10 protein-coding genes are annotated in these 14269 nt (G+C 33.5%); 9 read left to right on the top strand and 1 reads right to left on the bottom strand.

Annotated features, from left to right (window positions below; genetic code table 11):
• The first annotated feature begins 130 nt into the window (after positions 1 to 130).
• The 8 genes from ACW2QF_RS03070 to ACW2QF_RS03035 all read left to right on the top strand — a co-directional run bounded on the left by ACW2QF_RS03070 (position 131) and on the right by ACW2QF_RS03035 (position 10451).
• Entirely contained in the window at positions 131 to 937 is an 807-nt protein-coding gene (locus tag ACW2QF_RS03070; protein ID WP_455714527.1) for a ClpP family protease, read from the top strand.
• A gap of 172 nt (positions 938 to 1109) precedes the next feature.
• A complete protein-coding gene (locus tag ACW2QF_RS03065) occupies positions 1110 to 1982 on the top strand; it encodes an undecaprenyl-diphosphate phosphatase (protein ID WP_455714526.1) in 873 nt (290 codons plus the stop codon).
• Between the two features lie 14 nt (positions 1983 to 1996).
• Positions 1997 to 5110, top strand: a complete 3114-nt coding sequence (locus tag ACW2QF_RS03060) for a DNA translocase FtsK 4TM domain-containing protein (protein ID WP_455714525.1) — start codon at positions 1997 to 1999, stop codon at positions 5108 to 5110.
• Positions 5111 to 5257: 147 nt separating this feature from the next.
• Entirely contained in the window at positions 5258 to 6151 is an 894-nt protein-coding gene (locus tag ACW2QF_RS03055) for an ATP-grasp domain-containing protein (RefSeq protein WP_455714524.1), read from the top strand.
• Between the two features lie 161 nt (positions 6152 to 6312).
• Positions 6313 to 7170, top strand: a complete 858-nt coding sequence (locus ACW2QF_RS03050) for an ATP-grasp domain-containing protein (RefSeq protein WP_455714523.1) — start codon at positions 6313 to 6315, stop codon at positions 7168 to 7170.
• Positions 7171 to 7185: 15 nt separating this feature from the next.
• On the top strand, positions 7186 to 8121 hold the full coding sequence (locus tag ACW2QF_RS03045) for a ComEC/Rec2 family competence protein (RefSeq protein WP_455714522.1): 936 nt from the start codon (positions 7186 to 7188) through the stop codon (positions 8119 to 8121).
• 203 nt (positions 8122 to 8324) lie between these two features.
• Positions 8325 to 9761 (top strand): tRNA (N6-isopentenyl adenosine(37)-C2)-methylthiotransferase MiaB, encoded by a 1437-nt coding sequence (gene miaB / locus ACW2QF_RS03040; RefSeq protein ID WP_455714521.1) that lies wholly within the window; start codon positions 8325 to 8327, stop codon positions 9759 to 9761.
• A complete protein-coding gene (locus ACW2QF_RS03035; RefSeq protein WP_455714520.1) occupies positions 9762 to 10451 on the top strand; it encodes a YjjG family noncanonical pyrimidine nucleotidase in 690 nt (229 codons plus the stop codon).
• Between the two features lie 74 nt (positions 10452 to 10525).
• On the opposite strand, the gene ACW2QF_RS03030 is transcribed toward ACW2QF_RS03035, so the two are convergent.
• Positions 10526 to 12181: a SulP family inorganic anion transporter gene (locus tag ACW2QF_RS03030; RefSeq protein WP_455714519.1), complete on the bottom strand. Its 1656-nt coding sequence runs from the start codon at positions 12179 to 12181 to the stop codon at positions 10526 to 10528.
• Positions 12182 to 12487: 306 nt separating this feature from the next.
• Here ACW2QF_RS03030 and ACW2QF_RS03025 point away from each other — a divergent pair.
• Positions 12488 to 14269 (top strand): SNF2 helicase associated domain-containing protein (locus ACW2QF_RS03025; protein WP_455714518.1); only part of this gene is annotated, 1782 nt, incomplete at its 3' end.

Raw genomic sequence — 14269 nt, 5'->3', positions numbered from 1 at the left:
TTGTAAATTTAGTTTGGGAATTTGACACCGAATATTAACAATCAAATTTGATAAAGGTGAATCAGTTAATAATCAAGAATAGGATAAACTAAAATCTCACATACTAAGAAAAAAGTGAGGTAAAGTTAATATGCAAACAAAGAATTTATGTGATATTGATGTTGTTTATAGTACTGAAAATAGCAATGCAGTAAATAAATCAAAGAATTCTAATGATAGTTATCAAGGAAAATCAATAGTTGACGAGAAAGTTGCTAAAGAAAAAGAAAAACTTGAGAACGAAAAGTTACAAGAATTTGGTCAAGTAACACTTGATAAGAATAGACGAGATCACAAATTGCATCTCTTGACGATCATTGGTGAGATAGAAGGGCATGAATGTTTGCCACAACAAACCAAAACCACAAAGTATGAACACATTCTTCCGCAGCTTGCTGTTCTTGAAGATAGTGAAGATATTGAAGGGGTATTAATTCTAGTTAATACCATAGGAGGTGCTGTAGAATCAGGACTTGCCATAGCGGAGATGATTGCTTCATTAAGTAAGCCAACAGTTTCATTAATTTTAGGCGATAGCCATTCTATCGGTGTTCCTCTTGCGGTAGCTACGGATTATTCATTCATAGTACCGACTGGTACTGTAATTATTCATCCGGTTCGAATGAGTGGAACAGTAATCGGCTCTAGACAGACATATGACTATTTTAAAATCATGCAAGATCGTATTGTTGGATTTATAGCAGATCATAGCAATGCAAAAAAAGAGAGATTAGAGATGTTAATGTTTAATACAACAATGTTATCAAAGGATCTTGGTACAATCTTAGTTGGAGGACAAGCAGTAGAAGAAGGGATTGTCGATGCTATAGGTGGAATACATGATGCGATTGAGAAATTGTATGATATGATAGAAGAAAAACAAGGTAGCAAGGCATAATAACTTAGATAACAGAACACTATGTTCGAAAAATACAGATTTACTATTGCTTATCACAAATATAAAAGGTATAATTAGATTGGTTCTAATGTAAGTTAAGAAATGTAACGTCTTATCATGCATAGAATCAATTTTTTATGCATTTTGAAAAAGTAAAGTGGGAGGAGTAACCATGACAATATTGCAGGCAATCATAATGGGAATTGTCCAGGGTGTGGCAGAGTTTTTACCAATAAGTAGTTCTGGACATTTGGCGATTATGAAATATATCTTACATATTAATGATACAGGCTTGCTATTTAATGTTATGTTACATTTTGGTACATTAATTGCAATGTTTGTAGCCTTTTGGAAAGATATTAAGCAGTTGTTAATAGAAGGCTTTGGTATTATAGGGGATCTTTTTGTAAATATTGGACGTTTGGTACATAACTTATTTTCCAAGGAAAAACGAGAATATAATAAAGTGATAAAAACTGCTTATCGTAAATTTGTTATGCTTGTAGTTGTATCAACCATACCAACAGGAATACTTGGAATCTTATTACAAAATGTTGTGGAAGTTACAAGTGAGACATTAATAATACCCGGATTATGTTTATTGTTAACTGGTGTATTATTATTAATTTCGGACCGAACAGTTCCAGGAAAGAAACGCGCTAAGGATGTTACATATGCAGATGCAGGAATTATTGGATTAGCACAAGGGTTAGCAACACTTCCTGGTTTGTCACGTTCTGGAACTACAATTACGGCATGCTTATCTTGCGGACTAGATAAGAATTTCGCTGTAAAATATTCATTTATTATGTCTATACCAGCAATATTGGGTGCAGTTATTTTACAAATGAAAGATATTAGTACGGTTGCAGTTGATTCTACTGAAGTAGTAGGATATGTAATTGGTACATTAATAGCAACTATTGTAGGATATATTTGCATTAAGACTATGTTAGTTGTTGTGCGTAGGAAAAAATATAAAGGATTTGCGTACTATTGTTTTGTAGTAGGTAGTATAGCAGTTATATGGAATTTTGTAGCTTAAGGGAGGAATTATGAATGGCGGCAACTCAAAAAAAGCCTACTTCGTCTAAGAAGAAAACGCCAGGTAGAAAACCAGCCACTAACAGAAGTGGAGCATCTGGACGAAAAAAGGGGAATACAGGAAAGAATAGTGGCCATCAAAGGAATAAGCAGGAGGGCTTAAGTCGCTATATAGATGAGATTACAATAATAATTACTCTTGTAGTAGCCGTAATTTTAGTACTTAGCAATTTTAATTTAAGTGGTAGCGTTGGTTCGTTTATCAATAAATTTACTTTTGGTATGTTTGGATTACTAGCATATATATTACCATATCTATTGTTTTTTGGAGTCGCATTCAATATATCCAATAAAGGAAATTATACAGCAACGATTAAGCTTGTTAGTAGTATTTGCTTATTTTGTATGCTAGCTGCTTTTATCCAATTAGTTAGTGTAGATTATAGTTCAGAATGGAAGTTATTAGATTATTATACGGGCTCTGCAGCGGATAAAAATGGTGGCGGGCTTATAGGTGGTATAATTTATTCTATTATGTATCCATTATTCGGTTTTGCTGGTACACTTGTAATTTTACTTGCAATTATGACTTTATTAATTATGTTTATAACTGAAAAGCTCTTGTTTGCTAGCTTAGGTAAAAAAAGTGCTGTTAAGTTTCAAGAAATGAAAGCAAGAAGAGAAGAGGTAAAGAAAGCTCGCAAAGAAGTGTACTACGTTGAAGAATATGATGATTATGAGGAAGAAGAGGTTTATAATGAACCTAAACGTAATTCAGCGAATAAAGCAAGACAAGCAAATCAAGATATTCCGCTAGATACAAGAAAGAGTGTAAAAGGTGACCGTAAGAAGAAAGCAAAGACATTTACATTCCCTGGTGTAGGTCAGAAAACTGAAGCTTCAAATCAGAATCAAGAAACTACTATAAGTAATCAAGAGGTACCATTACAAGCAGGGTTAACAGATGATACAACATCTACAGCTCCTCTTGAAGAAGTAAAGCCATTTGATTTTGATTCCATTCCAATATACAGAGGTGATCAGTCTTCTAAATATAATGATACTCCAATCTATAAAGAAGAGATGAAACGTAAGTTTAGTCAAAGCAAAGAGTATGATATTAAAAAACTTGCAAAACAGATAATGAATGAGAGTTTTGATGGAAATTCTACAAATGTAGACAAAGAAAAGATACAATATACGACACCTGTAGAAGAGAGCGAAGTGTCGTATGATAAAGGCGATTCAATTGATAATCATCAGCCTATTGAGAGACGTCAAGAGGAAGAGCCAAGTATGAAGAGAACTAGCGATGCGTTAGAAATGGCTGAAGCAAGTACTACATTTAGTAATCAAATGGAAGACGAATTTGACAATTTCCGTGTGGATATAAAAGCTCTTGAGAATGAGGAAGTGGAAGAGGTATTTTCTAAATCATATACTCAAGAAGAGCCGCATACTCAAAAAGAGCCGCATACTCAAAAAGAGTCACATATTCAAAAAGAGTCATATATTCAAGAAGAGTCACATGCTCCTGAACCAAGTAAAGAATATAAAAGTAAAGAATATAACAATAGCAATGTGGCTCATAAAGAAAACGTAGAAAAGAAAGATTCTATCGAAACTACAGCTGTAGAATCTTCTATTGAAAGTGTTGAAGAACCTTTTGTATATGAGTTTCCACCACTAGAATTGTTATCTAGACCTAATAAAACTTCAAAAGGTGCATCTGATAGTGAGTTAAAAGAAACTGCTATGAAATTACAACAGACATTACAAAGCTTCGGAGTAGGAGTAACAATTACAAATGTAAGTTGTGGTCCAGCAGTTACTCGTTATGAATTACAGCCAGAACAAGGGGTAAAGGTAAGCAAGATAACGAATCTAGCTGATGATATTAAGTTAAATCTAGCTGCTGCTGATATTCGTATTGAGGCGCCAATACCTGGAAAGGCTGCTGTGGGTATTGAAGTACCTAATAAGGAGAACTCTGCAGTTATGTTCCGTGAACTTATTGAGGGTAAGGAGTTCAAAGAACACGGTAGTAATCTTGCGTTCGCAGTTGGCAAAGATATCGGTGGGCAAGTCGTTGTTACTGATATTGCCAAGATGCCCCACCTTCTTATTGCTGGTGCAACAGGTTCTGGTAAATCGGTTTGTATTAATACGTTAATTATGAGTATTCTATATAAAGCTCATCCAGATGATGTTAAGTTAATCATGGTCGATCCTAAGGTTGTAGAGTTAAGTGTATATAATGGAATACCTCATCTGTTAATCCCTGTAGTGACAGATCCTAAGAAAGCTTCAGCTGCTCTTAATTGGGCTGTTATGGAGATGACTGACAGGTATAATCGTTTTGCTGAACTTGGAGTTAGAGATATCAAAGGTTATAATGCAAAGGTAGAAAAAGTGCAAGATTATGAGGATGAGAAATTCCAGAAGATGCCTCAGATTGTTATTATTGTAGACGAGCTTGCAGACCTTATGATGGTAGCTCCTGGAGAAGTAGAAGATGCGATTTGCCGTCTAGCTCAGATGGCACGTGCGGCTGGTATTCATCTTATTATTGCAACTCAAAGACCATCCGTTAACGTTATTACTGGCCTTATTAAAGCGAATGTACCTTCTCGTATTGCGTTCTCTGTATCATCTGCAATTGACTCTAGAACAATTATTGATGGATCAGGTGCAGAGAAATTATTAGGTAAAGGTGATATGTTATTTTTCCCTTCTGGTTATCCAAAACCTGTACGTATTCAGGGGGCTTTTGTTTCAGATAAGGAAGTTAGTGAAGTAGTGGAATTCTTGTCATCACAAAGAAGCAAGCCTTCATATAATGAAGAGATAACCAGTAAGATAACAAGTATCCCTTCATCAGAAGGGTCGGCGGCTCCAGCAAATGATCGCGATGATTACTTTGTAGAAGCTGGTAAGTTTATTATTGAAAAAGATAAAGCATCTATTGGTATGTTACAACGTGTATATAAGATTGGATTTAATCGAGCTGCACGTATTATGGATCAGTTATATGAAGCTGGTGTTGTTGGACCTGAAGAAGGAACGAAACCAAGAAAAGTTCTTATGTCTGAAGAAGAATTTGAACAATATGTAGATGAATATGTCTAATAATAAATGCTATAACAATGTTTATATATAGTTGAAAACTCGAATATCTATGGTGGTACCAACATAAATTACCTGTTGGTACCACCATAGATATTATAACGACTTTAAGTGGATTGACGAACTAAGCTGCTAGAATGGAGGCATATAATGAAAAAAGCATGGTTAGTGACGAATGAGTTCTTGAATACAAATAAATATTCAGAATTAAATATGTGGTTAGTGAAAGCTGCAAAAAAATATGATATAGAATTACTAGTTAAGACAAATGCGGATTTATTAGTAGATATTAATGGTAATCATGTTATTCAAAATCTGATTTCAATGGAGAAGCCAGAATTTGTTTTGTTCTGGGATAAAGATATTCGTCTAGCAAGTTTTCTTGAAAGTCTTTCACTTAAAGTATACAACTCGTCTAGAGCAATAGAAATATGTGATAATAAAGCCATGACTCACATAGCATTAAATGAAAAGAATATTAAGATGCCAAGGACAATACTTGCACCTATGACATATCCAAACATCGGTTTTACTAATTATAAATTTGTAGAATATATGAAAAGTCAATTATCGTATCCAATTGTAGTGAAAGAATGTTTTGGATCTTTCGGACAACAAGTATATCTTGTTCATAATGATATTGAATTAACGAATTGTATAGAGAATATTGGAGCGAAACCATTTCTTGTTCAAGAATATGTTAAATCAAGTTTTGCACGTGATATTCGATTAAATGTGGTTGGTAATGAGGTTGTTGCTACAATGTATCGTTATTCAGATACAGGTGATTTTCGAGCGAACATATCTAATGGCGGTAAAATGAAGCAGTATGAACCAACAAAGCAGCAAGTCAAATTAGCGGTAGATTGTGTCAAGGCGATAGGACTTGATTTTGCTGGAGTAGATCTTCTATTTGATGAAAACGAAGAACCAATTGTATGTGAAGTTAATTCCAATGCGCATTTTAAAAACATCTATGATTGTACGGGAGTAAATGTTGCTGAAGATATAGTTAAGTATATATGTGAAAAAGAAGGAAATTGACTACGATGATATTAATACTAAGGAATATTTATTTAGGCGACTTGCTTGAATTTTCATATCTAGTAAAACAACTCTTAGTTACCTAAATTTGCTTCATCTAAGAAGCTAAGAAGGAGTATATAGAGTTTTGCGTTCTCAACGTAAATGAAAGGAGAAGTACAATGATAGGTTGGATTTTATATGGGCGAAAAGAAGCTGAGTACAACAAGCATTATATAACAATGTATCAAGAAGAAGGAAAGAAATTCGACATAACGTTTGAATTAATAATTGTAGAAGATTTAGATTTTGGTGTTCGAAACAATGAATGGTATCTTGAATACCAAGGTGAGCCCGTGAAATTGCCTAGATTTGCTATTTGTAGAGTGATATACCCTCTTCTTTCAAAGCAACTGGAATGTATGAAAGTTGCTGTATTTAATAACTCAAACGTTGCAAGGATATGTAACGATAAAGCTAGTACCTATCAAACAGTTGCTTCTTTAGGAATTGATATTGTGGATACTACATTTTGTAAACACGGTGAACTAAGAGATAAACTGACGAAGAGAAATGGGCAAACAGTGGTTAAGACTGTAGATGGTCATGGAGGACAACAAGTTTATCTGATTGATCCGAGTGATATCTCACAAGTAGATGAAGTTGTTAATAATACCTGTTATCAGGATACAGTAATACAACCATTCGTTGGGTGTGAGAATAAGGATCTTCGTGTATATGTAATTGGTAATACGATTATTGCTGCTATTCTTAGAAAAGCAAAGGAAGGTTTTAAATCTAACTTTTCATTAGGTGGAGAAGTTAGCGTATATGAACTAAACAAAGAGGAAAGAGAAATGGTTCATATGATAATTGATCTGGTGAAACCTAACATGGTAGGAATTGATTTTATAATTGGTGATAAGGGCGAATTGATTTTTAATGAAATTGAAGATGTAGTAGGTGCCAGAATGCTATATCAATGTACAGACATTAATTTAGTTAAGTTATATATTGAACATATTCTTGATCATCTATAGGAGGCCTAAGTTTACATGAATGATTTATCCTGCTGCCGTAAGCAAAAAAGAAAACTTGTAATAGCTATGATAATTATTTTGTTGTGTAGTATTTGCTTAATTATAGGTATAAAAGGAAGCGGATTGAATCATGAGAAGACGCAGTCAAAGAGCGGTTTTGATGTAAAGGGTGATTTAGATGATAATAAGCTAGTATCCGTACATTTTCTTAATATAGGTAAGGCAGACAGCATTTTGATTAAGATTGACGACAAGGCAGTTCTAATAGATTCAGGAACAATTGACAAGGCAAAGGATATTATTAAGTATCTTAAAAAACAAGATGTAACTAAACTTGATTATGCTGTTGCTACGCATTGTGATAAAGATCATGTAGGGGGAATGAGTGACATTCTGAAGAATTTTCCAACAGATGTCTTACTGATGTCATCGAGAGGGAAAAATTCGAAGCCATATCAATCAATGATTGAAACAGCGATAGAGTTGAAGGTAACAAGGTTTATTCCACAGGTTAAGACTGTATTCTATGTTGGAAATGTTAAATTTACCGTGTTAGCTCCTGGTGACGAAGCAATTGCTGCAGGAACTGATAATGAGAGTTCCATAGTTCTTATGATGCAATATGGAGAGAAGAGATTCTTATTTATGGGAGATGCAATGGAAGTATCTGAAAATGAAATGTTAGAAAAGGGATATGATTTACATGCTGATGTTATTAAAGTTGGACACCATGGAAGTAAGAGAAGCTCAAGCGAGGAATTCCTAGATGCAGTAAATCCGGCAGTGGCAGTAATCACTTGTGAAGAGGGAGATGGAACTTCATTACCTGAGAAGGAAACCTTAGAGGTACTTAACGAACAACATATCCTATTATATCGAACGGATAAAGATGGAACCATTGTTATGACAACCGATGGTGTTGATATTAAGATAGAAAAGGATCGAACATGACTACCTAGATACATAAGTACAAGAAAACTATTGATACCTTAATCTTAATCATACTAGACAATTTCATAGAAATAAGGTATAGTATACGATGGACTGAAAAAACTTATCACGCAAATTCTATATAATTAAACCGATGCGTGATTATATGTTTGCCAAGATATTCTTGGATATAGATATGGATAAGTATAGAAAGAGAGAACGTTATGAATTTAGAAAATACAAAAAGTCAAAATATTGAAGAGTTTTCTTCTGAAACACAACGTCAGTATCATTACATTGAAAATCTAAAGAAATGGTATGATCAAAAGAAAGAAGAGCTAGGAAGACCATTAACAGCTTGTGTGCAGAACTTTGGCTGTCAGATGAATGCTAGAGATGCTGAAAAAATTACTGGTATTTTAGAGAATATTGGTTACCAGATGGTAGAAACTGAAGAAGCGGATTTTGTAATCTATAATACATGTACGGTTCGTGAGAATGCGAATCTAAAGGTTTATGGTCGTTTGGGTTACCTTGGTAAATTAAAGAAGAAAAACCCACATATGATAATTGCTCTTTGTGGTTGTATGATGCAAGAGCAAACAGTAGTTGATAAAATCAAGAAGAGTTACCGTTATGTAGATATTATTTTCGGTACACACAATATATTCAAATTAGCAGAATTAATACAAGCAAGACTAGAAAATGATGGAATGATCATTGATATCTGGAAAGATGCCAAAGAAATCGTAGAAGATCTACCAAGTGAAAGAAAATATCGTTTTAAAGCAGGCGTTAATATTATGTTTGGTTGTAACAATTTCTGTAGTTATTGTATCGTTCCTTATGTTCGTGGACGAGAGAGAAGCCGTAATCCAGAAGATATCATTAAGGAAATCAAAGAACTTGTTGCAGATGGTGTTGTAGAAATCATGTTACTTGGACAGAATGTTAACTCTTATGGTAAAACACTAGAATGTCCAATGTCATTTGCAGAGTTATTACAAGAAATTGAGAAAATTGATGGACTTGAAAGAATTCGTTTTATGACATCTCATCCAAAGGATTTATCAGATGAGTTAATTGAAGTAATGAAAAATTCAAAGAAAATTTGTAATCATCTTCATTTACCTGTACAAGCTGGTAGCTCAAGAATCTTAAAGATTATGAATCGTCATTATACAAAGGAACAATATCTAGATTTAGTTGATCGTATTAAAACTGCAATGCCTGGAATTTCATTAACAACAGATATTATTGTTGGTTTCCCAGGTGAAACAGAAGAAGATTTCGAAGAAACACTTGATGTGGTTCGTAAAGTAAAATACGACAGTGCTTATACATTCATCTATTCAAAGAGAACAGGAACACCTGCAGCGAACATGGAAGAACAAGTAGATGAAGCAGTTGTAAAAGAACGTTTCAATCGTTTGTTAAAAGAAGTACAAACAATTTCTTCTGAATTAACGAAGCAACATGTGAATACGGTACAAAGTGCTTTAGTTGAGCAAATTAATGAACAAGATTCAAGTCTTGTAACTGGACGTTTAAGTAATAGTTTATTAGTACATTTTAAAGGCGGAGAAGAGTTAATAGGTAAGATTGTTGATGTTCGTCTTGACGAGTGTAAAGGTTTTTATTATATCGGGGAATTGGTGTAGATGGTGCAATATTCAACGTTATTATTTGATGTAGATGGTACGTTACTAGATTTCGAAAAATCAAAAGAACGAGCACTAAAAGAAATCCTCACAGAAAATGGGATTACTTATAGTAAAGAGGTATTAGCTCGATTTTCTGCAATTGAATCTAAGTTATGGAGTCTCTTTGAACGTGGAGAGTTGACGAAAGAGTATATCTTATTGAATCGATTTAAGGGGCTTTTTGAAGAAATCCATATAACAAGAGAATATGAACAGGCTGAGGTACAATATCAAGAACGTTTAGGACAATATGCAGATTTGATAGAAGATGCATATGAAGTATGCCAAACTCTATCAAAGGATTACGATCTTCATATCATTACAAATGGTGTTACGAAAACCCAACAAACTAGATTGGATATTTCTGGATTAAATCCTTTCTTTAAAAGAGTATTCATATCTGATGAGATTGGATTTGCTAAACCAAGAAAAGAGTTCTTTGATTATGTGATTGATCATATCAAACCAATAAGAAGAGAGGAAATCTTAATAATTGGGGACACGTTAACTTCCGATATATTAGGTGGAATAAATAGTGGAATTGATACTTGCCTTATTAATCAAGACAAAGTTAAGAATAACACGTCCATTCAAGCCAACTATGAGATAGCGAGATTAAAAGAGTTATATTCCTTATTAGGAATGTAATAATAAGTACTCTGTTAGAATGATACAATGAATCTTGTATTATTTCGACAGAGTACTCTTTTGTTATGTACGGATTAAGTTTCGCAAACAATTTTTTTTGCATGAACTAGCGCTAGGTCTATGTTAGAACATATATTTTTGGAACCAATTGTACTAGTAAAGCCGGATTTTTTCATAACTGATAACGGTTGGTCTAGTACATGCGAAAGAATTAATGTGATACCTTTCTTTTCAAAAGAAGCTTGAATTTTATTTAAAGTATTTAATGCAGTTACATCAACAGCTGGAACACTGCGCATTCTAAGAATAACGACTTTGGTATCCTTTTTTATTTCATTTTGAATATAGAGAAGTTTGTCAGCAGCACCAAAGAATAATGGTCCATTTAATTCAAATACTAACGTATGGGAAGGTACTTCTTTTAGTTGTAAGCTATCTATATCATTATCTTCATCAAAATCATCGTATTCTTCTATGTATTTCCAATTTTTCACCTTAGTAACATCGGCCATACGTTTCATGAATAGGCCGCATGCTAATACCATGCCCACTTCAATAGCTAGTACTAAATCGAATGCAAATGTAAGTACACAAGAAGAAATTAATACAGCGATATCACTTTTTGGTGCCTTGGCGTAGGATAAGAAAGCTTTTAAATTGAACATGTTATAGGATACTACAATCAAAATTGCGGATAATACACATAAGGGTACATGTTTAATTAATGGCATTCCAATCATTAAGAATAAGAATAATGTAAGACCATGAAAGATAGCAGAGATAGGTGTTCGTCCGCCATTCTTAGCATTAGCTATTGATCTTGCTACACCTCCTGTAGCAGGAATGCAGCCAAAGAGTCCAAGAATGATGTTAGCAGTACCTTGTGAAATTAGTTCCATACTAGAACGGTGTTTACTATGTATTAAACCATCGGTTACAACTGCGGATAATAATGCTTGCATAGCAACGAGGATTGCAATTGTGAATGCGGGTTGTATTAAATCAAAGATATCATCAAGAGATAGGTTTGGTAATTTTGGAAATGAAAGTGTCTTTGGAATTTCACCAAGTGTCTTAACATCAAGATTACCAAAATAAGCGATACTAGTCCCTATAATAATAGCGATAAGTGAATTTGGTATCACTTTATTGACTTTTGGCCACAGCACAAGGATAAGGATACAAAGTGTGCCAAGTAGAATGCTTTGATAATTCACTTTGGATAGGTTTGTAAGATAAGCATGCCATTTGCCAAAGAAGTTTGTTGGCATCTTGTCAAAAGAAAGTCCTAGGAAATCTTTAAACTCTAATGTAAAAATTGTAACTGCGATTCCTCCTGTAAATCCTATGGTAATTGGTGATGGAATGAACTTAATTAATTTTCCTAACCGAAACACGCCCATAAGGATGAGCATAACTCCTGCAAGAATGGTTGCCATCATTAGTCCTTCTAACCCATATTTACTAATTATAGATTGCGTTATAATAATGAAAGCACCTGTAGGACCAGTAATCTGCACACGACTGCCACCTAATAGTGCAACGACGATACTTGAAATAATTGCTGAGTAGATTCCTTTTTCTGCAGAAACACCACAACCTAATGCAAAAGCGATAGAGAGTGGTAAAGCAATGATAGCCACTATGATACCAGCGGTCATGTCTTTTACGAATTGTTTTGTGCTATAGTGTTTTGTAACAGAAAGGAGTTTTGGTTTAAACTTGTCCATCTAGTTTTCTCCTTTGTAATAAATTTAGGTTACCGTTCCAATCAATATAGATAATACCATTGAATTTTGAAATGGTAACTACATGTAAAATTTTATTCCTCATAATCTCCAAATTCAAGTATAATGTTAAAATTTTGCTAATTTTATTAAATGTTTATAAAATATAAAATATAATAGTAGATAATTTGTTAGATTTTTCAATATAAAATTGCTATTAGAGAGAACAGAAACGTATAAAATGTGGTATAATAATAGGATACCGCGTGGACATCCACGCATGTAATGATTTTAGAAAGGAGTAACGGTATGTTAAAAATAACGAAAGCAGCTATACGAAATATCGCTGCTGACGACCAGACCTATGCCAGAGGTATTCGTTATTATCAAAATAACGCTGTTAAGAATATTACCTGGTCACAAGCCAATAAGCAATACCGTGCATTTGTGAAAGGACAGTCCGATTATATCGTTACGGTGACACAAGATAAAGAAGATTCTTTTACTTATACCTGTAATTGTCCAGCAAGTTTTAAATATGATGGAGCTTGCAAACATGTTATAGCTACCTTACTTTTCATAGCTGATTATGAAAATCGAGCGAAATCTAAAGATGATATTTCTGCTGATGAAAAAAAAGTGCTTAAAATAATAGACTATTTCAGTCGTCAAGATGAAATTAATTTACCAGGAGAAACGTTCCGTATTAAGGTTTGTATCTATATACCTGCTATAATGAAAGCAGAAACAGGTAAAGCGTATCTATCTATACAAGTAGGGAATAATCGATTCTATAAAGTTCAGAGTTTGAAGAAATTCATAACTGATTATTATAATAAAGAGGACATTGTACTGGGAAAGGAATTTCGTTTTGTACAAGGTGAAAGTAAATTCCATGAAACCTCACAAAGAGTTATGGAATTTCTAGTAGAAGTATATGAGGTACAAGAGTTATTAGGCCGTGCGAATACCGCAAATGTATTTTCAAAATCCCAAATGCTATTAACCAAGAATCTGCTAATAAAGTTATTATCCTTATTAGACAAAGATAGCTTCCATCTGAATCTATATGGAAATGAATATCGTGACGTAAAATTCTATCCTAAAAATCCTAGAATTGAGTATCAAATTGATTTAGATGATGATTCTCTAATTATGAGTCAAGTATCAGAAGATGGGATTATCCCTGTTACTCAAAGCGGTGAATTATTATTCTATCATCATACGATGTATCAGCCAAACCAAAAGTTTATTAAAAATTTCGTTCCATTCTTTAGTAGTATTAGTAAAGAAAAAGGTCCAATACAATTTACAGGAACGAATAAATTTAAGTTTTTAGAACATGTATTGCCACAAATCCACGAGACAATGGAGATTCAAGTTCCAGAAGAAATTAAGAACCGATATATTGATGAACCGTTATGTACGGAAATATACTTAGATAAATATAAGTCCCATATTCGTGCTGATGTTAAGTTTATCTATGGAGATTATAAGATTAATCCGCTACATGAGGCTTCTCATTCGGAAGCAATTATTGTGCGCAAACCTCTTGATGAAGATGTAGTTGTTGATTATCTTAGTGGTATGGGATTTGAAGCAAATCGCGACTATTTTATTATTAAAAATGAAGAGGAAGCATACGAATTCCTAACAAATAAAATAGACGATTTAATCTCTAAATATGAAGTGTTTTATTCTGAGTCATTTAAAACCATTAATATACGAAATGTGGGTAATCTTAATACGAGTTTAAAAGTTAAATCAGACTCTGATTTGTTAGAGATGCAACTAGAATTTGAAGATATACCTACCGATGAGTTAAAGGATTTATTCCATTCCTATCGCCTGAAGAAGAAATATTATCGTCTTAAGAATGGAGATTTTATTAATTTAGATTCTATGAATATGGAGAGAGCAGCTAATTTGCTTGATCATATGAATGTATCTTATAAAGACTTAAAAGATAGTAATGCTGTTTTATTACCAATGAATACAGCATTATATTTGAATCAAGTGATACATAATGATGAGAATTTTCATGCCGAAACCTATGAGGAATTCCGTGTATTAGTAGATAATAATATGAAT

This window comes from Anaerosporobacter sp., assembly GCF_965301125.1.
Note: the sequence above shows the minus strand (reverse complement) of the source record. Positions and strands in the feature narration are given on the sequence as shown.

What these genes read in the sequence shown, in the direction of transcription:
- ACW2QF_RS03050 (WP_455714523.1), top strand. Translation starts at nt 6,313, where the DNA reads ATGATAGGTTGGATTTTATATGGGCGAAAAGAAGCTGAGTACAACAAG.
- ACW2QF_RS03070 (WP_455714527.1), top strand. Translation starts at nt 131, where the DNA reads ATGCAAACAAAGAATTTATGTGATATTGATGTTGTTTATAGTACTGAA.
- ACW2QF_RS03065 (WP_455714526.1), top strand. Translation starts at nt 1,110, where the DNA reads ATGACAATATTGCAGGCAATCATAATGGGAATTGTCCAGGGTGTGGCA.
- ACW2QF_RS03060 (WP_455714525.1), top strand. Translation starts at nt 1,997, where the DNA reads ATGGCGGCAACTCAAAAAAAGCCTACTTCGTCTAAGAAGAAAACGCCA.
- ACW2QF_RS03055 (WP_455714524.1), top strand. Translation starts at nt 5,258, where the DNA reads ATGAAAAAAGCATGGTTAGTGACGAATGAGTTCTTGAATACAAATAAA.
- miaB (WP_455714521.1), top strand. Translation starts at nt 8,325, where the DNA reads ATGAATTTAGAAAATACAAAAAGTCAAAATATTGAAGAGTTTTCTTCT.
- ACW2QF_RS03030 (WP_455714519.1), bottom strand. Translation starts at nt 12,181, where the DNA reads ATGGACAAGTTTAAACCAAAACTCCTTTCTGTTACAAAACACTATAGC.
- ACW2QF_RS03035 (WP_455714520.1), top strand. Translation starts at nt 9,762, where the DNA reads ATGGTGCAATATTCAACGTTATTATTTGATGTAGATGGTACGTTACTA.
- ACW2QF_RS03045 (WP_455714522.1), top strand. Translation starts at nt 7,186, where the DNA reads ATGAATGATTTATCCTGCTGCCGTAAGCAAAAAAGAAAACTTGTAATA.